21 protein-coding genes are annotated in these 24,827 nt (G+C 68.1%); 12 read left to right on the top strand and 9 right to left on the bottom strand.

Going from position 1 to position 24,827, the window contains the following annotated elements:
• The first annotated feature begins 325 nt into the window (after nucleotides 1-325).
• The 3 genes from JJL56_RS03545 to JJL56_RS03535 are packed head-to-tail and all read left to right on the top strand — an operon-like array spanning nucleotide 326 to nucleotide 5,284.
• On the top strand, nucleotides 326-985 hold the full coding sequence (locus JJL56_RS03545; protein ID WP_200484197.1) for a TetR/AcrR family transcriptional regulator: 660 nt from the start codon (nucleotides 326-328) through the stop codon (nucleotides 983-985).
• On the top strand, nucleotides 982-2,142 hold the full coding sequence (locus JJL56_RS03540) for an efflux RND transporter periplasmic adaptor subunit (RefSeq protein ID WP_200484196.1): 1,161 nt from the start codon (nucleotides 982-984) through the stop codon (nucleotides 2,140-2,142). The genes JJL56_RS03545 and JJL56_RS03540 overlap by 4 nt, the downstream gene beginning before the upstream one ends.
• A gap of 10 nt (nucleotides 2,143-2,152) precedes the next feature.
• Nucleotides 2,153-5,284, top strand: coding sequence for an efflux RND transporter permease subunit (locus JJL56_RS03535; protein WP_200484195.1), 3,132 nt, complete (start codon nucleotides 2,153-2,155; stop codon nucleotides 5,282-5,284).
• A gap of 4 nt (nucleotides 5,285-5,288) precedes the next feature.
• Here JJL56_RS03535 and JJL56_RS03530 read toward each other — a convergent pair whose 3' ends face one another.
• Nucleotides 5,289-6,038 (bottom strand): sulfite exporter TauE/SafE family protein, encoded by a 750-nt coding sequence (locus JJL56_RS03530; RefSeq protein WP_145623568.1) that lies wholly within the window; start codon nucleotides 6,036-6,038, stop codon nucleotides 5,289-5,291.
• Nucleotides 6,039-6,139: 101 nt separating this feature from the next.
• On the opposite strand from JJL56_RS03530, the gene JJL56_RS03525 reads away from it, so the two are divergent.
• A complete protein-coding gene (locus JJL56_RS03525; RefSeq protein WP_200484194.1) occupies nucleotides 6,140-7,030 on the top strand; it encodes a LysR family transcriptional regulator in 891 nt (296 codons plus the stop codon).
• Between the two features lie 10 nt (nucleotides 7,031-7,040).
• On the opposite strand, the gene JJL56_RS03520 is transcribed toward JJL56_RS03525, so the two are convergent.
• Both JJL56_RS03520 and JJL56_RS03515 read right to left on the bottom strand, forming a co-directional pair.
• Entirely contained in the window at nucleotides 7,041-10,163 is a 3,123-nt protein-coding gene (locus JJL56_RS03520; RefSeq protein ID WP_200484193.1) for an efflux RND transporter permease subunit, read from the bottom strand.
• Nucleotides 10,160-11,344 (bottom strand): efflux RND transporter periplasmic adaptor subunit, encoded by a 1,185-nt coding sequence (locus JJL56_RS03515; RefSeq protein WP_345772539.1) that lies wholly within the window; start codon nucleotides 11,342-11,344, stop codon nucleotides 10,160-10,162. The genes JJL56_RS03520 and JJL56_RS03515 overlap by 4 nt, the downstream gene beginning before the upstream one ends.
• Before the next feature lie 163 nt (nucleotides 11,345-11,507).
• On the opposite strand from JJL56_RS03515, the gene JJL56_RS03510 reads away from it, so the two are divergent.
• From JJL56_RS03510 to JJL56_RS03475, 8 genes are all read left to right on the top strand, one after another.
• Complete coding sequence (locus tag JJL56_RS03510) at nucleotides 11,508-12,470, top strand: LysR family transcriptional regulator (protein WP_145623572.1); 963 nt, start codon at nucleotides 11,508-11,510, stop codon at nucleotides 12,468-12,470.
• 43 nt (nucleotides 12,471-12,513) lie between these two features.
• Nucleotides 12,514-13,377 (top strand): putative hydro-lyase, encoded by an 864-nt coding sequence (locus JJL56_RS03505; protein WP_200484191.1) that lies wholly within the window; start codon nucleotides 12,514-12,516, stop codon nucleotides 13,375-13,377.
• Between the two features lies 1 nt (nucleotide 13,378).
• Nucleotides 13,379-14,365 carry a TRAP transporter substrate-binding protein gene (locus tag JJL56_RS03500; protein WP_200484190.1) on the top strand — a complete coding sequence of 329 codons (987 nt, stop codon included), beginning with the start codon at nucleotides 13,379-13,381 and terminating at the stop codon, nucleotides 14,363-14,365.
• Between the two features lie 158 nt (nucleotides 14,366-14,523).
• Complete coding sequence (locus JJL56_RS03495) at nucleotides 14,524-15,033, top strand: TRAP transporter small permease (RefSeq protein WP_145623575.1); 510 nt, start codon at nucleotides 14,524-14,526, stop codon at nucleotides 15,031-15,033.
• A gap of 3 nt (nucleotides 15,034-15,036) precedes the next feature.
• Nucleotides 15,037-16,338, top strand: a complete 1,302-nt coding sequence (locus JJL56_RS03490; RefSeq protein ID WP_145623576.1) for a TRAP transporter large permease — start codon at nucleotides 15,037-15,039, stop codon at nucleotides 16,336-16,338.
• An 11-nt stretch (nucleotides 16,339-16,349) separates the two neighbouring features.
• Complete coding sequence (gene pxpB / locus JJL56_RS03485) at nucleotides 16,350-17,072, top strand: 5-oxoprolinase subunit PxpB (RefSeq protein ID WP_200484189.1); 723 nt, start codon at nucleotides 16,350-16,352, stop codon at nucleotides 17,070-17,072.
• On the top strand, nucleotides 17,069-18,166 hold the full coding sequence (locus JJL56_RS03480; RefSeq protein WP_200484188.1) for a 5-oxoprolinase subunit C family protein: 1,098 nt from the start codon (nucleotides 17,069-17,071) through the stop codon (nucleotides 18,164-18,166). The genes pxpB and JJL56_RS03480 overlap by 4 nt, the downstream gene beginning before the upstream one ends.
• Nucleotides 18,163-18,942: a LamB/YcsF family protein gene (locus JJL56_RS03475; protein WP_145623578.1), complete on the top strand. Its 780-nt coding sequence runs from the start codon at nucleotides 18,163-18,165 to the stop codon at nucleotides 18,940-18,942. The genes JJL56_RS03480 and JJL56_RS03475 overlap by 4 nt, the downstream gene beginning before the upstream one ends.
• Nucleotides 18,943-18,952: 10 nt before the next feature.
• On the opposite strand, the gene JJL56_RS03470 is transcribed toward JJL56_RS03475, so the two are convergent.
• The 6 genes from JJL56_RS03470 to JJL56_RS03445 form a co-directional block, all read right to left on the bottom strand.
• A complete protein-coding gene (locus JJL56_RS03470; protein WP_186452812.1) occupies nucleotides 18,953-19,360 on the bottom strand; it encodes a response regulator in 408 nt (135 codons plus the stop codon).
• Nucleotides 19,353-20,930, bottom strand: a complete 1,578-nt coding sequence (locus tag JJL56_RS03465; protein WP_200484187.1) for a sensor histidine kinase — start codon at nucleotides 20,928-20,930, stop codon at nucleotides 19,353-19,355. The genes JJL56_RS03470 and JJL56_RS03465 overlap by 8 nt, the downstream gene beginning before the upstream one ends.
• Nucleotides 20,931-21,149: 219 nt before the next feature.
• On the bottom strand, nucleotides 21,150-22,757 hold the full coding sequence (locus tag JJL56_RS03460; RefSeq protein WP_145623580.1) for a peptide chain release factor 3: 1,608 nt from the start codon (nucleotides 22,755-22,757) through the stop codon (nucleotides 21,150-21,152).
• 132 nt (nucleotides 22,758-22,889) lie between these two features.
• Nucleotides 22,890-23,195 carry a hypothetical protein gene (locus JJL56_RS03455; RefSeq protein ID WP_200484186.1) on the bottom strand — a complete coding sequence of 102 codons (306 nt, stop codon included), beginning with the start codon at nucleotides 23,193-23,195 and terminating at the stop codon, nucleotides 22,890-22,892.
• Between the two features lie 61 nt (nucleotides 23,196-23,256).
• On the bottom strand, nucleotides 23,257-23,679 hold the full coding sequence (locus JJL56_RS03450) for a hypothetical protein (protein ID WP_200484185.1): 423 nt from the start codon (nucleotides 23,677-23,679) through the stop codon (nucleotides 23,257-23,259).
• A gap of 118 nt (nucleotides 23,680-23,797) precedes the next feature.
• The gene (locus tag JJL56_RS03445; RefSeq protein ID WP_200484184.1) at nucleotides 23,798-24,814 is read right to left on the bottom strand and encodes an aspartate-semialdehyde dehydrogenase; all 1,017 of its coding nucleotides are present in this window, start codon (nucleotides 24,812-24,814) and stop codon (nucleotides 23,798-23,800) included.
• Between the last annotated feature and the right edge of the window lie 13 nt (nucleotides 24,815-24,827).

Raw genomic sequence — 24,827 nt, 5'->3', positions numbered from 1 at the left:
TGATTGCACAAAGATCGAAAGCGTTACCCTCTCTTTGCGATGTAATGGTGCCGGCTGTCAAGCAACAAGGCGGGTGTAATGTCCTGATTCCACGGCCTTTCCCTTTTTCATAGCCCATTGGAATGGTTTTCAGGCAAATGCTGTTCATCCGCATTCGCCCTTTTTCTGTCCCATTTGACACTGTTGCGGTCTTTGCCGATGCAGGCGAGAGACCCATTCCTGTCACGCCCTAAACTTGCAGGGCTGACCGCCGCGGCCCCGCAACCGCTTGACTTTTCATAGACCAATTCATATTGAATGAACGTTCATTTATAGACACGCAGCGATGCCCGACAGCTTTCCCCTTCCCCCGTCACGCCGGTCCCGGCGCAAGGAGGCCCGCCCCGCCGAGGTGATCGAGGCGGCGCGCGACCTGTTCATCTCGCGCGGATTTGCCGCAACCAAGCTGGAGCATGTCGCCCGCCGGGCCGGTGTCAGCGTCGGGCTGCCCTACCTCTATTTCGAGAACAAGGAAGGGCTGTTCAAAGCGGTCGTCCGGCAGTCCATCCTGCCGCAGTTCCAGATAGGGGAAGACCTGCTGGACAGCTTCACCGGCAGCAGTGAGGAGTTCCTGCGCATCCTGACTCGCGGTTTCTGGGAGATGGAGCAGAGCCCCAACGCCGGACTGTCGAAGCTGGTCATCGCCGAAGCGCAGAACTTCCCCGACCTCGCCCGCTTCTACATGGAGGAGGTTGTCCTGCGCGGGCGGCGCTTCTTCGCGCGCATCCTGCACCGCGGCATCGAGCGCGGGGAGTTCCGGCCCGTCGACGTGGAACAGATGGCCCGCGTGATCGCCGCCCCGCTCAGCATGCTCTCGCTGTGGAACCACTCGTTGCGCCCCTTCGAGCCGGACCCCGCCGCGGCCTCCGCCGAATCCTACCTCGACGCCTATCTCGACCTCGTCCTCAACGGGCTGAGGGCCGAACCCAAGGACCGTACCCCATGATCGACGCCGCCCGTTCCGATGGTCCCTCCGCCAAGCCGCGGCGCCGTCTTCTGCTGCCCCTGCTGATCGTCGGGGCGCTGGCCGCGGGCGGCGTCGCCTGGAAGGCCACGAGCAGCCACGACGCGGTCCCCCCCGCCGCGGCCGGCCTGCCCCCGGCGGAACGTGCGGTGGAGCTGTCGCCCGTCGAACTGACCCGCATGGCCCCGCGCCGCCTGACCGAGCTGGTGCGGCTCAGCGGCTCCGTGAATCCGATGGAACAGTCCATGGTGAAGTCGGAGGTCGCCGCCCGGCTGATCGAGGTGCCGGTGCGCGAGGGGCAGGCCGTCCGCAAGGGCGAACTGCTCGCCCGCTTCGACACCGTGGAGCTTCAGGCCAAGCTGGACGAGAAGCTGAGCAACCTGGAAGGCGCCAAGGCGCAGCTCGTCCTGGCGGACAAGACGCGCGCCAAGAATCTGGCGCTGCGCCAGAAGGACATCGTGTCGGAAACCAACATGGATCAGGCGCAGAGCACCTTCCGCTTCCAGCAGGCCGCCGTCGCGGCGCTGGAGGCCCAGGTGGATCTCGCCCGCAAGGCGTTGCGCGACGCGGTGGTGGCCAGCCCGATCGACGGCACGGTGGCCGAGCGGGCGGTCAATCCCGGCGAGACGCTGGCGGTCAACACAAAGATGTTCTCCGTCGTCGATCTCAGCCGCGTCGAGGTCGAGGCGGCGGTGCCCGCCGACGACGTGGCCCGGCTGAAGCCCGGCCAGACCGTGCGGCTGCGCGTCGAGGGCTTCGGCGAGCGCGACTTCGTCGGCCGGATCGCCCGCATCAACCCGATGGCCCGCGCCGGCACCCGCGCCATCCCCGTCTACATCGTGCTGGACAACGCCGACGGAGCCTTGCGCGGCGGCATGTTCGCCGCGGGCGACGCGGTGGTCGACGAGGTGGAGGGCGCCTTTGCCCTGCCCCCGGCGGCCGTCCGCCACGACCAGGACGGCGACTTCGTGCTGGTCGTCTCCGGGGGGCGGGTGGAGCGCCGCAAGGTCGAGGTTCTGGGCGCCTGGTCGCGCGGCGATCTCGTTCAGGTGCGCGGGCTGGCCGACGGCGATCTGGCGGTGACCGCCCCCCTGCCCGGCCTGACCGCCGGGCGGACCGTCAAGGTCATGGGTTCGTAAGGGACGCGCCATGCCGATCACCCGCATCAGCGTCGACAACCCCGTCTTCGCCACCATGATGATGGTGGCGCTGATGGTGCTGGGCCTGTTCTCCTACAACCGGCTGGGCGTCGACCAGTTTCCCGACGTGGATTTCCCGTTGGTCGTCGTCTCCACCGAGTATCCCGGCGCCAGCCCGGAATCGGTCGAGACCGACGTCACCCGCCCCATCGAGGACGCGGTCAACACCATCGCCGGCATCAAGACGCTGACCTCCCGCTCCTACGAGAGCCAGTCGGTGGTGATCGCCGAGTTCGACCTGAAGACCGCCTCGACCCAGGCGTTGCAGGACGTGCGCGAGAAGGTGTCGGCCCTGCGCCCCAGGTTCCGGGACGAGGTGAAGGACCCGCAGATCACCCGCTTCAACCCGGACGACCAGCCCATCCTTTCCCTCGCGGTCAAGTCGGACATCCGGTCCTTGCGCGACCTGACCACCATGGCCGACCAGATCGTCCTGAAGCGCCTGCAGAATGTGCGTGGCGTCGGACGGGCGACCATCGCCGGCGGGGTCAAGCGGCAGGTCCAGGTGCGGCTGCGCCCCGAACGGCTGGAGGCGCTGGGCGTCGGCGTCGATCAGGTCCTCAAGGCGATCCGCGACGAGAACCAGGACATCCCGGCCGGCACCGTCTCCGGCAACGGGGCGGAGCGCGTCGTGCAGGTGGACGGGCGGGTGATCAACCCGCGGGAACTTCTCGACATCATCGTCGCGCGCCGCGGCGGCGAGCCGGTGCGGCTGCGTCAGGTCGCCGAGGTGCTTGACGGTCAGGAGGAGCAGGACTCCGTCGCCCTGTTCAACGGGCAGCCGGCTCTGGCCGTCGACGTGGTGAAGATCCAGGGCTCCAACACGGTGGAGGTGGCGCGCGGCCTCTACAAGGCGCTGGACGAGTTGCGCCGCGACGGTTCCCTGCCCTCCGACGTCGCCCTGGAGGTGGTGCGCGACACCTCGCGCGGGATCACCAACTCGCTGAGCAACGTGCAGCGCACGCTGGTCGAGGGCGGCGTTCTGACCATCGCCATCGTCATGGTCTTCCTGGGGTCCTGGCGCAGCACGGTGATCACGGCGCTGACCCTCCCGGTGGCGGTGATGGGCACCTTCGGCGTGCTGGCGGCCTTCGGCTTCACGCTGAACACGATGACGCTGATGGCGTTGTCGCTGGCCATCGGCATCCTGATCGACGACGCCATCGTGGTGCGCGAGAACATCATGCGCCATCTCGGCAAGGGCCAGGGGCACCGGCAGGCGGCGCTGGACGGCACCAAGGAAATCGGTCTGGCCGTCCTGGCGACCACGCTGACCATCGTGGCGGTGTTCCTGCCCGTGGCCTTCATGGGCGGCATCATCGGACGCTTCTTCCTACAATTCGGCATCACCGTGTCGGCGGCGGTGCTGATCTCGCTGTTCGTGTCCTTCACGCTGGACCCCATGCTGTCCAGCCTGTGGTACGACCCGGCGGCCCACGGGCGGCACGGGCGCGGCGTGTTCGGGCGCTTCGCGGCGGGCTTCCAGAGCGCCTTCGACGCGCTGGCGCGGGTCTACGGCCGGACTCTCCGCTGGGCGCTGCGCTGGCGCTGGCTGGTGCTGCTGATGGCGCTGACGATCTTCGTCGGCAGCTTCTTCCTGGTGCCGCGCATCGGCGTGGAGTTCGTTCCCGCCGCCGACCTCGGGGAATCCATCGTCGATGTGGAAACCCCGGTCGGCTCCTCCCTCGACTACACGGCGGCCAAGCTGCGGCAGGTGGAGGCGGCGATCCGCGAGTTTCCGGAGGTCGCCTACACCTATTCCACGGTGAACACGGGCGCGTCGGTCGGCAAGAACCGGGGCAGCGTCTATGTCCGGCTGAAGCCGATCGACCAGCGCACACGCACCCCGAACACGCTGGCCCCGCCGCTCCGCGAGCGGCTGTCGGCGATCCCCGGCGTTCAGATCGGCATCGGCATTCCCGGCGTCGGCGGCGTGCAGAAGCAGATCCAGGTGTCCGTCCAGGGCCGCGACATTGCGGAGTTGGACCGCATCGGCAAGCAGGTGACCGCCGCCATGGCCGGCATCCGCGGCTTCGTGGACGTGGACGTCAGCCTGAAGGCCGCCAAGCCAACCCTGTCCGTGCGGCTGGAGCGCGATCTGGCGAGCGACCTCGGCGTCGGCACGGCGCAGGTGGCGAACACGCTGCGGCCCCTCTTCGCTGGCGACAAGGTGTCCACCTGGAAGGCGCCGGACGGCGAGACCTACGACGTGCTGGTGCGCCTGCCGGAAAGCGACCGGATGGGCCGCGCCGACCTCGACCGCGTCTACCTGACCGGCTCCAACGACGCCGAGGGGGCGCCGCGCATGGTGCCGCTGTCGCAGGTCAGCCGGGTCGAGACGACGCTCGGCGCCTCGCAGATCAACCGCCGCGACCTGTCGCGCGAGGTGAACGTCCAGGCCAACGTCCAGGGCCGCCCGGCCGGCGACGCCGGCAAGGAGCTCCAGGCGGCCATCGCGGAGATCAAGCTGCCGCCCGGCTACCGCATCGTCTTCGGCGGCTCGACCAAGGACATCGCCGAGACGTCGGCCTACGCCACGCAGGCGCTGCTGCTGGCGGTGATCCTGATCTACCTGATCCTGGCCTCCCAGTTCGGCAGCTTCCTGCAGCCCATCGCCATCATGATGTCGCTGCCGCTGTCGCTGGTCGGGGTGTTCCTAGGGCTTCTCGTCGCCGGCTCCACCCTGAACATCTTCAGCGCCATCGGCTTCATCATGCTGATGGGACTGGTGACCAAGAATGCGATCCTGCTGGTCGACTTCGCCAACCAAGCCCGCGCCCGCGGGGTGGACCTGCGCGACGCGGTGGTCGAGGCCGGGATCATCCGGCTGCGCCCCATCGTGATGACCACCATGGCGATGATCTTCGGCATGATTCCGCTGGCTCTCGGCATCGGCGAGGGCGCGCAGCAGCGGGCGCCCATGGCCCATGCGGTGATCGGCGGCCTCATCAGCTCCACCCTGCTCACCCTCTTGGTGGTTCCCGTAATCCTCACCTATCTCGACGCGCTGTCGCGGCGCTTCAAGCGCTGGTTCGCCCACAAGGACCCGGACGCCGTGGCGCACGGCACGGCGGCGGAGTAGCTCCTCACCCCAGATGCTCCAGCATCAGGAACAGCCCGAGCGCGAGAAGGCCGAGGAAGAAGCAGCGCCGGAACACCTCCGCCCGCACCCGCCGGCGGAGGCTCTGGCCGAGCGCCATCCCGGCCAAGGCCGGCAGCAGCGAGGCCAGTGAGCCCCAGGCCAGCGTGCCGTCGAACAGCCCGTGTTGCGCCAGCCCGGCGGCCAGAGCCAGCGTGGACACCGTGAAGGACAGGCCGAGCGCCTGGATCAGCCGGTCGCGCTCCAGCTCCAGCGCCTGGAGGTAGGGCACGGCGGGGATGACGAAGACGCCGGTGGCCGCCGTCACCACCCCGGTCGCCACGCCGACCAGCGGCGACAGCCAGGATTCCGCCGCAGGCGGCACCCGCAGCGGCAGCTTCACCAGCCCGGCCGCCGCATAGAGCGCCAGCGCACCGCCCAGCGCCGCCGCGGCCTGCCCCGACGAGGCCCCGGCCAGCAGCCCCGCCCCGGCCCAGGTGCCCAGCGTGATCCCCAGCATCATCGGCCAGAATCGCTCGACGGTGGCGCCGAGGCCGGGGCCGAAGGCCAGTTGCCAGAGATTCGTCACCAGCGAAGGCACGATCAGGATCACCGCCGCCTCGGCGGGCGGCATGACGAGGCCGAGCAGACCCATGGCGACGGTCGGCAGGCCCAGGCCGATCATGCCCTTGACGAACCCGGCCAGCAGGAAGGTCAGGGCCATGGCGGCGACGATGAGGAGAGGAAGGTCGGTCATCCCCACCACTTGAAGCCTGGCCACGGCTTCCGGCAATGTGGATGTCACGCAGCCAGTCTTCGGATTAGACGAAGGCTAATGCCTCGCCGGAGACCCCGCCCATGCGCTTCGACCTGACCGACCTGCGCCTGTTCCTGAACGTGGCGGAGGCGGAAAGCATCACCCACGGCGCGGAGCGGACGCACCTCGCCCTCGCCTCGGCGAGCGCGCGCATCCGCGGCATGGAAGAGACGCTCGGTGTGCCGCTGCTGGAGCGTGGGCGGCGCGGTGTCCGCCCGACCCCGGCGGGACAGGCGCTGGTCCATCACGCCCGCCTCCTTCTCCAGCAAGTCGAGCGGATGCGGGGCGAGTTGGGCGACTACGCCAAGGGGCTGAAGGGCCATGTCCGGCTGCTCGCCAACACCGCCGCCCTGGCCGAATTCCTACCCGAGGCCCTGGCGCCGTTCCTCGCCGCCCACCCCAACATCGACATCGATCTGGAGGAAAGGCCCAGCCACGAGATCGCGCGGGCGGTGGCGGAGGGTCTGGCCGACGCCGGGGTGGTCTCCGACCACGCCGACCTGTCGGGGCTGGAGGTCTTTCCCTTCCGCACCGACCGCATGGTGCTGGTCACGCCGCACGGCCACCCGCTGGCGAACCGCCGCAGCGTCGCCTTTCGCGAGGTCATGGAGGAGGATTTTGTCGGGCTGGCGTCGCGCAACGCCTTTCAGCAGCACATCAACGAGCACGCCATCCGCGGCGGCCGCCCGTTGAAGCTGCGCGTGCGGGTGCGCGGCTTCGACGGGATCTGCCGGTTGGTCGAGCAGGGGGTTGGGCTCGGCATCGTCCCGGAAGCCTCGGCGAAGCGCTGCCGCCGCTTCACGAAAATCCGCGCTGTGCGCCTGACCGACCCCTGGGCGGTGCGCTCGCTGGTCGTCTGCGTCCGCCGGCTGGACGCGCTGCCCAGCCACAGCCGCGAGCTGGTGAAGCGGCTGGCCGGCAGCGCAAACTAGCCCTTGCCACTCATTCCGCGCCCGGCACCGGATGCGGCGCCTCCGGGGCAACGCCGCCGCGGCGCTTCCACAGGCGGGAGACGGCGTTGCCGGCGTCCTCCATGTAGAGGAACAGCACCGGCGTGATGTAGAGCGTCAGGATCTGCGACACGCACAGACCGCCGACCACGGCGAGGCCGAGCGGCTGGCGAAGCTCCGCGGCGGCGCCGTGGGCGACGGCGATGGGCAGGGTGCCCATGATCGCCGCCATCGTCGTCATCATGATCGGGCGGAAGCGCAGCAGGCAGGCCTGCTCGATCGCCTCGCGCGCGGTCATGCCCTGGTTGCGTTGCGCGTCGATGGCGAAGTCGATCATCATGATCGCGTTCTTCTTCACGATGCCGATCAGCATCAGGATGCCGATGATCGCGATGACGCTCAGCTCCTGCCCGAACACCATCAGCGTCGCCAGCGCCCCGATGGCCGCGGACGGCAGGCCGGACAGGATGGTCAGCGGGTGGATGAAGCTCTCATACAGCACGCCGAGCACGATGTAGATCACCAGCACCGCCGCCAGCAGCAGCAGACCCTGGCTCTTCTGCGCGTCCTCGAAGACCTGGGCGGTGCCGGCGAAGCCGGTGGTGATGCCCGGCGGCAGGGCCATCTCAAGCTCCGCCTGCCGGACGGCGTTCACCGCCTCGCCCAGCGAATGGCCGGGCGCCACGTTGAAGGACAGGGTGACGGCGGGAAGCTGGCCCTGGTGGTTGACCGTCAGCGGCCCGGCGGTGCGCTGCACGCTGGCGAAGGCGTCCAGCGGCACCAGCTTGCCGGAGCCGGAACGCACATAGATGCGCGACAGCGCGTTGTCGTCCTGCTGGTACTTCGGCGCCAGCTCGATCAGCACCTGATAGTCGTTGGTCGGCGTGTAGATGGTGGAAACCTGCCGCTGGCCGAAGGCGCTGTAGAGGGTCGAGCGCACCTGATCGACGCCGATGCCCAGCGTCGCCGCCTTTTCCCGGTCCACATGCACATAGGCCTGCGGGCTGTTGAGCTGGAGGTCGCTGGTCACGTCCTGAAGGATCGGGATGCCGTGCATCGCTCGCTCCAGCCGTCCCGACCAGGCGTACAGTTCCTCCGTGTTCAGTCCCTGGATCGTGTACTGGAACTCGTTCTTGGACGAACGGCCGCCGATGCGCAGATTCTGCACCGGCTGCATGTAGACCGCCATGCCGGGAATGCCGGCGAGTTGGCGGCGGAGCTGCTGGATCACCTCGCCCGCCGGCGGCCGCTCGGCGCGCGGCTTCAGCACGACGAACATCCGGCCGGTGTTGACCGAATTGCCGCCGATGGCGACGGACGAGGTCATGTTGGCAACCGCCGGATGGGCCTGGATGATCCGCGCCACCTCCTGCTGCCGCTCGGCCATGGCCGGGAAGGAGATGTCGGGTGCGGCCTCCGTCGAAACGGTGATCTGGCCGATGTCCTCGGTCGGGAAGAAGCCCTTGGGGATCGCCTGGAACAGCAGGGCGGAGCCAACCACCGTCGCGATCATGACGAGGCCCATCACCGGGCGGTGCTTCAGCGCCAGCCGCAGGGTCACCGCGTAGCCGCGGTGCAGCGCGGAGAAGCCGCCCTCCAGGACGCGCCCGAACCAGCCCTCCTTGGCGCCATGCGGTTCATGGGTCAGCATGCGCGCGCACATCATCGGCGTCAGCGTCAGCGCCACGAAGGCCGAGGCGCTGATCGCCATGGTGACCACCAGCGCGAATTCGTGGAAGACGCGCCCGACCACCCCGCCCATCAGCAGGATCGGGATGAAGACGGCCACCAGCGACACGGTGATGGAGATGATAGTGAAGCCGATCTCCCGCGAGCCCTTCAGGGCCGCCTCGAAGGGCTGCATCCCCTCTTCGACGTAGCGGACGATGTTCTCCATCATCACGATGGCGTCGTCCACGACGAGGCCGACCGCCAGCGTCAGCGCCATCAGCGAGATGTTGTCGATGGAGAAGCCCATCAGATGCATCCCGCCCGCCGTCGCGATCAGCGAGATCGGGACGGTCAGCGCCGGGATCATCGTCGCCGTCAGCCGGCGCAGGAACAGGAAGATGACCAGCACGACCAGCGCGATGGTCAGGCCCAGCGTGAACTGCACGTCCTCCACCGCCTCGCGGATCGAGGTGGAACGGTCGTTCACCACCTCCACCTTCGCGCTGGGCGGAAGCTGCGCGCGGAAGGTGGGCAGCAGGTTGCGCACCCGGTCCACCACGTCCACGGTGTTGGCATCGGGCTGGCGCTGCACGGCCATGACGATGGCGCGGGTGCCGTTGTGCCAGCTCGCCGTGCGGGCGTTCTCGACGCTGTCCAGAACGTTCGCCACGTCCCCCAGCCGGACCGGGGCGCCGTTGCGGTAGGCGACGATCAGGCCGCGGAAGGCGTCGGCGTCGGGGAGCTGCGGGTTTGCGGCGAGGACGAGCTGCTGCCGGGCGCCGGACAGCGTGCCGACCGGGGTGTTGGCGTTGGCGGCGGCCAGCGCCTTCTGAAGCTCGTCGATGCCGATGCCGCGCACGGCCAGCGCGTTGGGGTCCACCTGGACGCGCACGGCGTATTTCTGCGCGCCGTAGATCTGCACCTGGGCGACGCCCGGCAGGGTGGCGACCTTGGGCTGGACCGCGGTTTCGGCGAAGTCGTTCAATGCCGAAAGCGTCAGCGTCGGCGACGAGAGGGCCAGCATCAGGACCGGCTGGTCGGCCGGGTTCACCTTGCGGTAGCTGGGCGCGGTGGTCATCTCCGCCGGCAGGCGGCGCTGGGTGCGGGCGATGGCCGCCTGCACGTCCTGCGCGGCGGCGTCGATGTCGCGTTCCAGAACGAACTGGATGGTGATCGAGGTGTTGCCGAGGCTCGACGTCGAGGTGATCGTGTCGATGCCGGCGATCGTCGAGAACTCGCGCTCCAGCGGGCTGGCGACGGAGGCCGCCATGGTTTCCGGGCTGGCGCCGGGCAGCGTGGCGGAGACGTTGATGACCGGGAAATCCACCCGCGGCAGCGCCGCGACGGGCAATTGGCGGTAGGCGGCGAGGCCCCCCAGAACCAGCGCCGCCGTCAGCAGGATGGTCATCACCGGACGGCGGATGCACAGCTCCGAGAGGGTCATGACGCGCCTCCGGTGAGCGGAGCCTTGCCGTTGGCCCCATCCTTGCCGCCGTTCTTGGCGGCGGCGACCTTGGCGCCGGGATAGAGACGGGACTGGCCGTCCACCACCACACGCTCACCGGCCTGCACCCCGTCGGCGATGACCGCCAAGCCCTCCTGGCTGCGCGCCACGGTGACGTTTCGGATCTCCACCGTGTCGTCCGGCTTGACCACATAGACGAAGCGGCCCTGCTGGCCGGTCTGCACCGCTTCCTGCGGGAGGGTCAGTGCCTGCGGCTCGACCCGCAGGGTCAGGACCACATCGACGAACTGGCCGGGCCACAGCCGGGTGTCGGCGTTGACGAACTGTCCCTTCACCAGGATCGTGCCGGTCTGCTGATCCACTTGGCTGTCCACGAAGCTCAGGACGCCTTCGGCGGGCGGGACGGCGGCGCCGGGAATGCCGGCGGTGACCGCCAGCGTGCTCGTCTCCATCGCCGCGCGGATGGTCGGCAGGTGGCGTTCCGGCACGTTGAAGGCGACGGTGATCGGGCGGAGCTGGGTCAGCGTCACCAGCGGCGTGGCGTCCGCTCCGCGCACCATGGTGCCGGGCTTGGCGTTCACCGCGCCGGTGCGCCCGTCCATCGGGGCCGCGATGCGGGTGAAGCTGAGCGAGACCTTGGCCGCCTCGATGGCCGCCTGCCCGGCCTTAACCGTGGCCTCCAGCGCGTCGGCAGCGGCCACCGCGGCGTCGTATTGCTGGCGGGCGACGGTGTTGGAACGGACGAGCTGTTCGTAACGCTTCACGTCGCCACGCGCCTTGTCGAGATTGGCGCGGTCGCGTTCAAGATTGGCCTGGGCCTGACGGAGCTGCGCCTCCAGCGCGCGGGAGTCGAGGGTGAACAGCAGGTCCCCCGCCTTCACCTCCTGCCCCTCGGTGAAATGGACCGTCTCGACCACCGAATCGACGCGCGCCTTGATCGCGATGGCGGCCACCGGCTGGACCGAGCCGATGGTGCCCAGCCGCTCCGGCACCGCGCGCGTCTCGACCGTCTGGATGACCACCGGAAGGGCGCGCGGTCCCGCCGGGGCGGCGGCCTTCGCCGTCTGCGCGTCGGCCCCGCCCGCCCGGTGCGTGTACCAGTAGCCACCGCCAATCAGCGCGGCCAGCAGGAGCGCAAACAGCGCTATGCGTTTCGTCACATCGAACTCCCGGTGGGGCTGCCCGGTCCGGCCGGAGCGCACCATCCTGCGATAATGCAATGCGGCCCATTATCGCAGGAGAGGCTTTGCAGGTTAATGTCCATCCTACAGCCATTTGGTAACAGACTGTAACAACGGCTATGGGATGCGGGGCGATTCGGCGATGCTGGACCTGAAGAACTTGGAAGCCTTCGTGTGGATCGCCCGTTTGGGCGGCTTCCGCGCGGCGGCGGGTCGGCTGAACACCACCCAGCCGGCCATCTCCGCCCGCATCGCCCAGTTGGAAAAGGAGCTGGGCGTCCAGCTGTTCAACCGCGGCACGCGGCGGGTCACGCTGACGCTGAAGGGCATGGAACTGCTCGACCATGCCGAGCGGATGCTGACGCTTCAGGCCGAGCTGGTGCACGCGGTCGCCGAGTCGACGACCCTGCGCGGGCTGATCCGGCTGGGCGTGGCGGAAACCATCGTGCACACATGGCTGAGCCGCCTGATCGAACGGCTGCACAACCGCTTCCCGCTGGTCAGCCTGGAGATCGAGGTGGACACCTCCATCCATCTGCGCAACGGGCTGCTGGCGCACGACCTGGACATCGCCTTCATGCTGGGACCGGTGGCCGAACCGGACATGCGCAACGAGGCGCTGAGCAGCTACCCCATGGCCTGGGTGGCCAGCCCGTCGCTCGACCTCCCCGCCGGGCGGCTGGGGCTGGCCGATCTGGCGCGCTACCCGGTCATCACCTTCTCCCGGCAAACCAAGCCGTCGGTGGCCATCCAGCAGATGTTCAAGCGGCCCGGCCTGCCGCCGCTGCGCTTCTATGGCAACAGCTCGCTCGCCAGCATCGTGCGGATGACCCTGGACGGCATCGGCATCAGCGCCATCCCACCCGCGGTGATCGAGCGCGAACTGGCGGAAGGGCTGCTGCGGCTGATCCCGGCGGAAGACCCGTTGCCCGACCTCGACTTCACCATCTGCCACCCGGTGGACAGCGACAACCCGCTGGTGCCCATCGTGGCGGACATGGCGCTGGAAATCGTTCGGGCGCAACGGCATGGGGCGCCGACTGATAAACGCCGTTTATCGCAAACGATCAAAAATGAAAATTTGACGGATCGGACGGATGCGTGAACCTTTAGGACGCAACAGTTTGGTCACCGAGGTTTTGCCCGCCATGCAGTCCGTGACCCCAATCACCCCGTTTCCGCCCGGCACCGCTTCCGCCGCCCTGCTGGCGCGTCTGGCGATCCGCCGGGGAGAGCATCGCGGGCCGACCGCCGGACTGGCGCCGGGCCATGTGCAGGCGAACCTCGCCATCGTTCCCGCCGAGGTCGCCTCCGCCTTTGAGCGCTTCTGCCGCGCCAACCCGGTGCCCTGCCCGCTGCTCGCCGTGTCGAAGCCGGGCGATCACCGCTTCGCGGAGCTTGGCGTGGACCTCGACCTGCGCACCGATTTCCCGCGCTACCGCGTCTACCGCGACGGCCTGCTGACGGAGGAACCGGAGGATCTGCTGTCCGTCTGGCGCGACGATCTGGTCGCCTTCGCCATCGGCTGCTCCTTCTCCTTCGAGGAGGCGCTGCTCGCCGCCGGCCTGCCCGTCCGCCACATCGAGCGCGGCTGCAACGTGCCGATGTACGTGACCGGCCGGGACTGCGTGGCCGTCCCGCCCTTCGCCGGGCGCATGGTGGTGTCGATGCGCCCGATGACGCCCGCGCAGGCCGAACGCGCCGCCGCGGTGACCGGGCGCTACGCCGCCGTCCACGGCGCGCCGGTCCACATCGGCGACCCGGCGGCGCTCGGCATCGGCGACCTGTCGCAGCCGGAGTTCGGCGACGCCGTCCCGCTCGCCCCCGGCGAGGTCCCCGTCTTCTGGGCCTGCGGGGTCACCCCCCAGGTGGCGCTCGCCGCCGCCCGCCTGCCCTTCGCCATCGCCCACAGCCCCGGCCACATGCTGGTCACCGACCGGCTGAACGCCGAACTGGAGGGCGTGTCACCTTCGGTCGCGCAACTCTTCAGACAAGAACAGGGAGCTTCATGACATGACCGCGATCACCCTGCGTACCCGCCTCGCCGCCGCCGCCTTCGGCGTCGGCCTCTGCGCCACCCCGGTCGCGGCCTTCGCCGAGACCTGGGACATGCCGACTCCCTACCCCGACACGAACCTGCACACCATCACGGTGCGCCAGTTCGCCGAGGAGGTGAAGGCGGCCACCAACGGCAAGATCCAGATCACCGTCCATTCCAACGGCTCGCTGGTCAAGCATCCGGAGATCAAGCGCGCCGTCCAGTCGGGGCAGGCCCAGATCGGTGAGGTTCTCATCAGCTCCTGGGCGAACGAGGACCCGCTGTACGGTCTCGATTCCGTGCCCTTCCTGGCGACCGACTTCGCCGCCTCGAAGAAGCTCTACGAGGTGTCCAAGCCGTACCTGGAGAAGAAGCTGGAGCGTCAGCGCCTGAAGCTCCTCTACTCGATCCCGTGGCCGCCGCAGGGCCTCTACGTGAAGCAGGAGATCAGCTCCGTCGCCGACCTGAAGGGGCAGAAGTTCCGCGCCTACAACCCGGCGACCACCCGCATCGCCGAGCTGGCCGGCGCCGTGCCGACCAAGATCGAGGCCGCCGAGGTGTCCCAGGCCTTCGGCACCGGCATCGTCACCGCCATGATGACCTCCGCCGCCACCGGCGTTGACACCAAGGCGTGGGACTTCGTGAACGTCTATTACGACGTGCAGGCTTGGTTGCCGCGCAACATGGTGTTCGTCAGCACCGAGGTCTGGAAGGGCCTGGACGACGCCACGAAGAAGGCCGTCGAGCAGGCCGCCGCCAAGGCCGAGGCCACCGGCTGGACCGAGTGGGAGAAGAAGACGGAGGAATTGAACAAGACCCTGTCCGGCAACGGCATGAAGGTGCTGACCCCGTCCTCGGCGATCAAGGACGGCTTCGCCGCCATCGGCAAGACGATGACCGAGGAATGGACCAAGGCCTCCGGCGCCGACGGCGAAGCGATCGTTTCGGCCTTCCGGAAGTAAGCGGCGGCGACGCTGGCCCCCCTCCCAACCTCCCCCCGCTGACGCAGGGGGAGGAGCTATTCCCTCCCCTGCGTCAGCGGGGGGAGGGCTGGGGTGGGGGCAATACGCCCACCACCAAAAAAACTCCCCCGCCCGCTCTACCCGGAGGTGGTCGCGCCATGCGCACCGCATTGACCTTCCTATACCGCGCCGCCGAGGTCCTGGGCGCGGTGTTCCTGGTGCTGATCGCCGTGCTGATCGTGTCCCAGGTGTTCGCCCGGCTGGCCAACCGCATGGTGCCGGGAGCTGACGAGTTGGCCGGCTACTGCATGGCTGCCTCCTTCTTCCTGATGCTGGGACCGGCGCTGCGCCGCGGCGCGCACATCCGCGTCGGCGTGCTGGTCGACCGGCTGCGCGGCGGACCCCGCCGTGTCGTGGAGCTGATCTGCCTCGGCTTCGGCACCGCGCTCAGCGGCTATTTCGCGTGGTACTGGCTGCGCATGACCTACGATTCCTACGATTTCGGCGATCTGGGACAGGGGGTGCTGCCCATCCCGCTGTGGATTCCGCAGGCCGCCATGGGCGTCGGGCTGGTCATTCTGGTGGTGGCCTTCCTGGACGACCTGCTGGCGGTGATCCGGGGGCGCGAGGCGTCCTACCAAAGCGCCGGCATGCAGAGCGAGGGCTGACCCATGGACCAGACGACCGCTTCCATTGTCGTCGTGGTGACGATGCTCCTGATGCTGGGGACCGGCATCTGGGTGGCCCTGGCGCTGGCCGGCGTCGGCTTCGTCGCCATGGCGCTGTTCACCACCCGCCCCGTCGGCATGGTCATGGCGACCAACATCTGGGGCGCCAGCACGAGCTGGACCCTGACTGCCCTGCCCCTGTTCATCTGGATGGGCGAGATCCTGTTCCGTACCCGCATCTCGTCCGACATGTTCAAGGGGTTGGCGCCATGGACGGGCTGGCTGCCGGGACGGCTGATGCACGTCAACATCGTCGGCTGCACGATCTTCGCCGCCGTCTCCGGCTCCTCGGCCGCGACCGCCGCGACCATCGGGCGGATGACCATCCCGGAACTGACCCGGCGCGGCTACGATCCGATGATGATCGTCGGCTCGCTGGCCGGCGCCGGCACGCTGGGCCTGCTGATCCCGCCCTCGATCATCATGATCGTCTACGGCGTGGCGGCGGACGTGTCCATCGCCCGCCTGTTCATCGCCGGCGTCATTCCGGGCATCGTGCTGACCGGGCTGTTCATGCTCTACGTCGGCGGCTGGTCCCTGCTGAACCCCGACCGCGTGCCGCCGCGGGAAGCGCGCCAGAGCTTTGCGGAGAAGATCCGCGATACCGGGTCGCTGATCCCGGTCATGTTGCTGATCGTCGGGGTGCTCGGCTCCATCTACGCGGGCATCGCCACGCCGACGGAGGCCGCGGGCATCGGCGTTCTGGGATCGCTGGTGCTGGCCATGGTCACCGGCACGATGAGCTGGGCGACCTTCCGCGACAGCGTGATGGGGGCGGCGCACACCTCCTGCATGATCGGCTTCATCCTGGCGGGGGCGGCCTTCCTGACCGTCGCCATGGGCTACACCGGCATTCCGCGCCTGCTGGCGGAGTGGATCACCTCCATGCAACTCTCCACCGCGTCGCTGCTGGTCGTGCTGACCCTGTTCTTCATCGTCATGGGCTGCTTCCTCGACGGCATCTCGATGGTCGTGCTGACCACCTCGGTCATCCTGCCGATGGTGCAGAACGCCGGGATCGACCTGCTGTGGTTCGGCATCTACATCATCATCGTGGTGGAAATGGCGCAGATCACCCCGCCGGTGGGCTTCAACCTGTTCGTCCTGCAATCGATGACGGGCAAGAGCATCTTCACCGTCGGCAAGGCCAGCCTGCCCTTCTTCCTGATGATGATCGTGATGGTGGCCCTGCTCTGGATATTCCCGGGCATGGTGACGTGGCTGCCCTCGCTGATGATCGGGTGAGGAGCGGCATCATGGACGTCCGTTTCACCACGGCGGGCGACACGGCCTTCAACGTGGAGTTTGGCGAGGGCATCGACCGCCCCACCAACGCCCGCGTCATGGCTCTGCACGCCCGCCTGAAATCCGCCGCCCCGCCGGGCCTGGTGGAGACGGTGCCGACCTTCCGCTCGCTCCAGGTCGTCTACGACCCGATCGCGACGAGCCGCCGGGAGGTCCAGGCCGCCGTCGAGGCGGAACTGGCCCACGCCGATGAGGCGCCGGCCGCAGGAGCCCTGTGGCGCCTGCCCGTCTGCTACGATCCCGATCTGGGGCCGGACCTTGTGGAGCTGTCCGCGTCGCTCGGCCTGTCGGCGGAGCGGCTGATCGCCCTCCACGGATCGACGGAATATTTCGTCTACATGCTGGGCTTCATGCCGGGCTTCGCCTACATGGGCGACCTGCCGGCGGAGCTGGAGAAGCCGCGGCGCAGCGAGCCGCGGGTCCGCGTGCCGGCGGGGTCGGTCGCCACCGCCGGGCGGCTGACCACCGTCTATCCGTGGGAGAGCCCCGGCGGCTGGCATCTGATCGGGCGCTGTCCGGTGCCGCTCTACGACGGCTCCCGCCCCTCCCCGGTCCTGCTCGCCGCGGGCGACCGGGTGCGGTTCGAGGCGGTGGACCGCGCCCGCTTCGACGCCCTGTCGGCCGAGGCCGCCGCCGGCCGCTTCGATCCCGACACGCTGAGGGCCACGTCATGATCGCGCCCTCCCTTGCGCCCTGCCTCACCGTCGTCCGGCCGGGGTTGTTCGCCACCATCCAGGACCTCGGCCGCTTCGGCCATCAGGAACTCGGCATGCCGGTGGCCGGCGCGCTCGACCCCATCGGCCTGCGCCTCGCCAACGCGCTGGTCGGCAACCCGGCGGGCACGGCGGGGGTGGAGATCGCCCTGCTCGGCCCGGCACTGAAGGTGGAGGCCGACGGCGTGCGCGTCGCCGTCGTCGGCCCCATGGCGCTGAGCCTGGAGCGCGAGGGGCAATCGCCCCAGCCTCTGGAATCCCACCGCAGCCACACGCTGGCGCGTGGCGACGTGCTGAAGCTGGGCGCCGTCACCGGGGCGGCGGTTGCCTATCTGGCGGTGGCCGGCGGCTTCGCTCTGGAGCCCTTCCTGGGCAGCCTGTCCACCTACGTGCGCGCCGGCATCGGGCCGCTCGGCGGCAAGCCGTTGGGCGACGGGACGCGCCTGCCGCTCAACCGCAGCGACGCCCCGCCGGGCGCCGACGTGGAGTTGCCGGAGCCGCCGGACTATGGCGGCGGGCCGGTGCGGGTGGTCCTCGGCCCGCAGGAGGACCGCTTCACGGCGGCGGCGGTGGAGACCTTCCTGTCGGCGACCTACCGCGTCGGCAAGGACGCCGACCGCATGGGCCTGAGGCTCGACGGCCCGACGCTGGCCCACACCGGCTCCGCCGACATCCCGTCGGACGGGCTGGTCACCGGCTCCATCCAGGTGCCGGGCAACGGCCAGCCGATCCTTCTGCTGAACGACCACCAGACGGCGGGCGGCTACGCCAAGATCGCCACGGTGATCTCCGCCGACCTGCCCCGCGTCGGCCGGCTGAGCCCCGGCGGCGCCCTCAGCTTCCGCGCCGTCACGGTGGAGGAGGCGGAGGCCATCCGGCGGCGCCTGGAACAGACCATCGCGGCCTGGGTCCGCGCCATCCGTCCGGTGCGCCCGGCGGGCGGCGTCGATCTGGAGGCGCTCTATACGGAAAACCTCGTGTCCGGGGTCGTCGACATCGTCAACGGCAACGGCGACATCCTGAACCAAGAACAGATGTGCGGGAGGGCACCATGACCATCACCGTGAACCTGAACGCCGATTTGGGCGAGGGGTTCGGCGCCTACGACATCGGCGACGACGACTCCATGCTGGGCATCGTCGCCTCCGCCAACATCGCCTGCGGTTTCCACGCCGGCGACCCGCTGGTGATGACGCGGACCGTCCGGAACGCGGTGGCGAAGGGCGTGAGCCTGGGCGCCCACCCCTCCTACCCCGACCTCCAGGGCTTCGGCCGCCGCCCCTTGCGGATGTCGGCGGCGGAGGTGGAGGCGATGGTCGCCTATCAGATCGGCGCGCTGATGGGAATCGCTGCCGCCGCCGGCGGTACGGTCAGCCATGTCAAGGCGCACGGCGCGCTGAACAACATGGCGGCGGTCGACGAATCGCTCGCCATGGCGATCGGACGGGCGATCAAGGGCGTCGATCCCAGCCTGATCTACCTCGCCACCGCCGGCTCGGAGATGGCGCGGGCCGGACGGACGCTGGGCCTGCCCACGGCGGAGGAGGTCTTCGCCGACCGCGCCTACGACGACAACGGCAACCTCGTGCCGCGCGGCCAGCCCGGCGCGATGGTCCACGACCCGGACGTAGCGGCCGCCAACGTTCTGCGCATGCTGGAGGAGGGCGTGATCCTGTCGGTCACCGGCACACGCATTCCCTGCACCGTCCATTCCGTCTGCGTCCATGGCGACGAGCCGAGCGCGGTCGCCATGGCCGGCAACCTGCGCCGCACGCTGGAGGCGAAGGGGGTCCGCATCGTTCCTCTGCCGGAGTTGCGGGACCGCTTTTAGGAAAGGGCGATCATGCGGGCCGCAGATTCGCCGCTTCGGCGAGGCTGGTGAGCGTGTCGAGGATGACCTGTGGGCTGACCGGCTTGCGCAGCACCACCAGCGGCTGCCAACGGTCGGACGTCAGGTCATCCTCGCCAGCCTCCATCGACAGGAAGCCCGTCATCACCAGGATCGGCAGTCCGGAGGCCCTGATCCGCAGTTCGCGGATCAGGGCGCGGCCGTCCATCCGCGGCATGCGCAGATCGGTGATGACGAGGTCGGCGGGATCGGCGCTGTAGCGCTCAAGCCCCTCCTGCCCGTCCTGGGCCAGGGTCACCCGGAATCCCTTGCGGGACAGGAAATCCTCCAACGCCATGGCGGCGAGGGCCTCGTCCTCGGCCACCAGGACATGCAACGGAGCGGTGACGGGGTCAGGCATGAGCGCGCTCCACGTCCTGAACGGAGGGATGGGACACCGGCACGGTGATGGTGAAACGGACGCCGCGGCTTCCATCGTCGTGGGTCACGTTCGCCGCGTCGATCCGCCCGCCCATGGAATCGATGATGCCATAGCCGATGGAGAGGCCGAGACCGGACCCTTTCCCGACCTCCTTGGTCGTGAAGAAGGGGTCGAAGATGCGCGGCAGAATGTCCGGATCGATTCCGCCGCCATCGTCGGCGATCGTGATGACGGCCCGCCCGGCGGTCAGGTCGCAGCCCATCCCCACGGCGATCCGCCCGGCGGCGGGCGACCCGTTGGGGTCGGCGCGCCATTCCAGGATGGCGTCGCGTGCGTTGGACAGCAGATTGACCAACACCTGCTCCAATTGCAGGGGGCGACCGCGCGTGACGCAGTCGATGGCCGGGATGTCGATCACAACCTCGATGTTCTCCAAGGCGAACTGATTGGTCACCAGCTCGACGGCGGAGCGGACGCTGGCCGCGGGGTCGAAGCGCTGGGTGGCGCCGTCGCGGCGGCTGAAGGTGCGCATATGGTCGATGATGCGGCCCATGCGCTCCGCCTGTTCCGAGACGATGGTCAGCACCTTGTCCAGGCGCGTGGCGTCGGTATCGCCGTCGCGCAGGCGGGACAGGGCGTTCTCGGCCCAGATCCGGATGATGTTCAGGGGCTGACTCATCTCATGAGCCATGCCGGCGGCGAGCGTGCCCAGCGTCGCCAGCTTGGAGGTCTGGACCAGCTCCTCCTGAAGCCTCTTGCGGTCGGTGATGTCGCGGGAGCTGCCCAGGATCTGGACCACCCGCCCCTCCTCGCCGCGCACCGGTACCAGGACGGTGTGCCACGTGCGCCGCCCGACCGGAAGGTCGAGAGTCTCCTCGTAATCGATCGGGTGACCCGCGGCGACGCAGGCGCTGTAGCGTTCGACCACCGCATCGGCGGTTTCCGGCGGAACGGCGTCGCGGACCAGCCGACCGCGCATGGTTTCCGGGTCGATCCCCGTCGCCCGCGCGTGGGCGGGGTTCAGCGTGTCGAACACGAAGTCCCCGTCCGGCAACACCGTGACGACGAACAGCCCCTCCGCCAGATTGTTGAAGAAGCTGGCGTAGCGCAGCTCGGCTTGGCGCCGGATCTCGATCTCGCGCTGAAGGGCTCCGTTGGCGTCGGCGAGTTGGGTGGCGCTGGGCAGGGCAAGGGCCTTGGGCATCTGCACCCACAGGGCGACGGCGGTCAGCACGGACACCAGCGCGGTCAACGCCTTGACGATGCCTTCCACGGCATAGTCGGGATGCCACAAGGTCCACAGGCTGAAGAAATGCGTCGTGCCGCAGGCCAGGATGAAGGCGGCGAACAGCCAGACGATCCAGGTGAAGGCAACGTCGCGGCGCTTGACTACGAAGTAAAGCAGCGCCACCGGAATCGAGTAATAGGACAGTCCGGTCAACACATCGGACACGATGTGCAGGGTCAGGATTTCCGGACGCCAGAACAGGCATACGCCGTGAGGCAAGTACGCGCTGGTGTCGAAGAAGGCTTCTACGCCACCGAACATGCCGCCCCTCTTTTATTCGGTCACCGTCCGCGGTCCAGCCGGGTCCGGAAACGCCGCCGTTTCTCTGATCTCGCCACAAAACCTTAAAGCACAACGCCTTGTGGCACCATGCCAAGATGGCTGCGTCAGCAAACGCTACTCGAATCAGACAGGAGGAGCAACACGCGGAACGCGATGCCAGCGAATGGTCAGCGCGCTCCGCATGGCTTTGGATGAACGTTACGCGGCGGTGTGCACCTTGCGGTTTTGCTCGCGGGTCTTCAGGAAGCGCAGGGCCGGAAAATCCTCCTGCGTGCGGTTCAGATGCCAGGCGTTGCGGGCCAGGAACACCAGCGCTCCGTCATGGTCCTCCGCCGCCGCCGAGCGGTTGAGGTCCAGGAACTTCTTGAGCTGGTCCTCGTCGTCCGTCTCGATCCAGCGGGCTGCGTCCACCCCCGCCCCCTCGAAGCGGGCGGCGAGGCCGTATTCCGCCTCGATGCGGGCGGCCAACACCTCGAACTGGAGTTGTCCAACCACGCCGACCACCCAATCCGCTCCCGTCAGCGGCTTGAACACCTGGGAGGCGCCCTCCTCCGCGAAATGTTCCAGCGCCTTGCGCAGATGCTTCACGCGCATCGGGTCTTCCAGGCGGACTCGCTGAAGCAGTTCCGGCGCGAAGCTCGGCACGCCGGTGAAGCGCAGATCCTCGCCCTCGGTCAGCGTGTCGCCGATGCGCAAGCTGCCGTGGTTGGGAATGCCCATGATGTCGCCGGGCCACGCCTCTTCCGCCAGCTCGCGGTCGCGGGCCAGGAAAAGCACGGCGTTGTTCACCGCCATCAGCTTGCCCGAACGGACATGCTTCAGCTTGGCCCCACGCTTGAACTTGCCGGAGCAGATGCGCACGAAGGCGATGCGGTCGCGATGGTTGGGGTCCATGTTGGCCTGGACCTTGAACACGAAGCCGCTGAACTTGCCCTCGTCGGGCTGAACGGAGCGCTGCTCCGCCGGCTGCGGGCGCGGCGGCGGGGCGTTCTCGGCCAAGCCCCGAAGAAGCTCGCGCACGCCGAAGTTGTTGATCGCCGAGCCGAAATAAATCGGCGTCAGGTGACCGGCGCGGTAGGCCTCCAGGTCGAAGGGCGGCATCAGCCCGCGGGCCATCTCCACCTCCTCGCGCAGCTTCGCCACCGCGTAAGCCGGCAGCAGCTCGTCGAGGCGCGGGTCGTCAAGGCCGTTGCACTCGATGCCGTCGTCGATCTCGTCGCCCTTGGTGCGGTCCATCAGGATCAGGCGGTCGCGGATCAGGTCGTAGCAGCCCAGGAAGTCGCGACCCATGCCGATGGGCCAACTCGCCGGGGTGACCTCCAGCGCCAGCGAGCTTTCGATCTCGGAGATGAGGTCGAAGGGGTCGCGCGCCTCGCGGTCCATCTTGTTGCAGAAGGTCACGATGGGCACGTCGCGCAGGCGGCAGACCTCGAACAGCTTCAGGGTCTGACTTTCGATGCCCTTCGCGCCGTCGATGACCATCACGGCGCTGTCCACCGCGGTCAGCGTCCGGTAGGTGTCCTCCGAGAAGTCCTCGTGGCCCGGCGTGTCCAGCAGGTTGAAGGTCCGTCCATCGTAATCGAAGGTCATGACGGAGGCGGTCACGGAGATTCCGCGCTCGCGCTCCACCTTCATCCAGTCCGACTTGGCGCGGCGCTGCTCGCCGCGGGCCTTCACGGCGCCGGCCATCTGGATGGCGCCGCCGAACAGCAGCAGCTTTTCGGTGAGGGTGGTCTTGCCGGCGTCGGGGTGCGCGATGATCGCGAAGGTTCGACGCCGGGCAACAGCGTCCAGAAGTTCGGACATGCGCGTTCCCGTAACTCAGCGGTGCAGACAACGGCGAAGAGGGCCGGGAGGCGGAACGCCCCACGGCCCTCTTCGTTCGGACTTATAGATAGCAGCGATGGCAGCTCTACGCCAGAGCCTCCCTTGCGCGGATCAGCACTTGTTGAACTTGGCCAAATTGCTCAGGACATCCTGCCGTTTTTGAAGAGTGCTGATCAATTCGCGTTCGTCAATTTCCGGTTTGACGGCAACCAATGCCGGCAGAAAAATCACGCTTCCAAAATAAAGAGCCGCCTGATTTCGTTCACGGTTTGCCAGTATATCGTCTTGAATCCTGACAATGACACGAGCATTCTCTTTTGATTCCACCTCAATCATCTCGCAACTCCGCGTCAAATCCTCCGACGCAAAGTCGTCATGGCGCAAATTGCGCTCGCGGTTGAGCGACGTCGTGTCCATTGGAAGTGGCGGTGCCCCGGTTGTGCAAGCCGCCATCGCCAGACAGAGCACCAAGGCTGCCTTACTCGAAGACAACGGCGCGCCCCTTCCCATCAATAGATCCCCAGCTCATGAAGCTGATGCCGACGGTGCCGTAACGAGCCAAGACAACGGCGTCCGCCCCCAGCTTTGCCGCCTCCTCCTTCAAACGCTCCTCAACCAATGCCGGCGTGGGATCTTTATCGAAAATGGTTGTCTTATTCACCGTCACATTGATGTCGCCAAGTCTGCGGTAGTTGCGGTCGGTGATGTCTTTTTCCGTAACGATGATGTCGGCCGGAGTCTTCACCTTGGCGGGGATGCTGGCCGCGCTTCCGCTTGCAGCCGGCTTGATGTCGGCCATCGAATAGGTCCCGCAGGACGCGAGTAGAAAGCTGAAACCAAGAGCAATGATGGAGCTGCGCACGATTCCTCCGCCAAAAAACGGGTTGATGGCGAAGTTCATACAAAAATGCGATAATCCTCTCAACAACTTCGAAACGCAGAGGTTGTGACATTGCGCCACAACGCTAAAAGGGGCGCCTTATTCAGGCACCCCCTTTCCGGTTCTCGGCTGTTTCCGATCAGTTCAGCGACAGCTCCGCAATCTGGACCGCGTTCAGCGCGGCACCCTTCAGAAGCTGGTCGCCGCAGACGAACAGGTCCAGACCATGGTCGCCGAAGATCAGGCTGGTGCGGATGCGGCCGACCTCGACGTCGAACTGGCCCGTGGCGTTCAGCGGCATCGGGTAGACGCCGTCCGCCGGCACGTCCTTCACCACCACGCCCGGCGCGTCGGCCAGTACGGCGCGGGCGGCGTCCGGGGTGACCGGCGACAGCGTCTCGACCGTGATCGCCTCGGAATGGGCGCGGTAGGTCGGGATGCGCACCGCGGTGCAGCTCACCGGCAGGTCCGGGATCTCCAGGATCTTCCGGGTCTCCCAGGTCACCTTCATCTCCTCCTTCGTGTAGCCGTTCTCCTGGAAGGCGTCGATCTGAGGGATCAGGTTGAAGGGGATCGGGTGACGGAACACGCTGTTGACGACCGGCTTGCCGTCGAGCTGGTTGCGGGTCTGCTCCTCAAGCTCGGCCATGCCCTCCGCACCGGCGCCGCTGGTCGCCTGATAGGTGGAGACGATGACACGGCGAAGGCCGAACGCCTTGTGCAGCGGACCGAGCGCCACGACGGCGATGGCGGTGGTGCAATTGGGGTTCGCGACAAGCTTGGCGTCGCCCATGGCGTGGGCGTTGATCTCCGGCACGATCAGCGGGACGTTGTCGTCGTAGCGGAAGGCCGATGAGTTGTCGATCACCAGCGCCCCGCCCGCGGCGATGGCCGGCGCGTGCTCCTTGGCGAAATCACCGGACACGGCGAGCAGGACGATGTCGTAGCCCTTCACCTTCTCGACGTCGAACGCCACGAGGGTCTTCTCGCCGAACGGGGTCTCGACCGTGCGGCCGGCGCTGCGCTCCGACGCGAACAGGCCAAGTTCCGCGACCGGGAACGAACGGCGGTGAAGAACATCGACCATCTCGCGGCCGACGGCGCCCGTGGCACCGACGATGGCGACGCGGCGGGGAGAAGGAGAAGAGGTGCTCATGGGTGTGGTCCGT

It is taken from the genome of Azospirillum aestuarii (assembly GCF_016632405.1).
Lineage (GTDB): Bacteria > Pseudomonadota > Alphaproteobacteria > Azospirillales > Azospirillaceae > Azospirillum > Azospirillum aestuarii.
The sequence above is the reverse complement of the archived record's forward strand: the minus strand, read 5'-3'. Positions and strand labels throughout refer to the sequence as shown.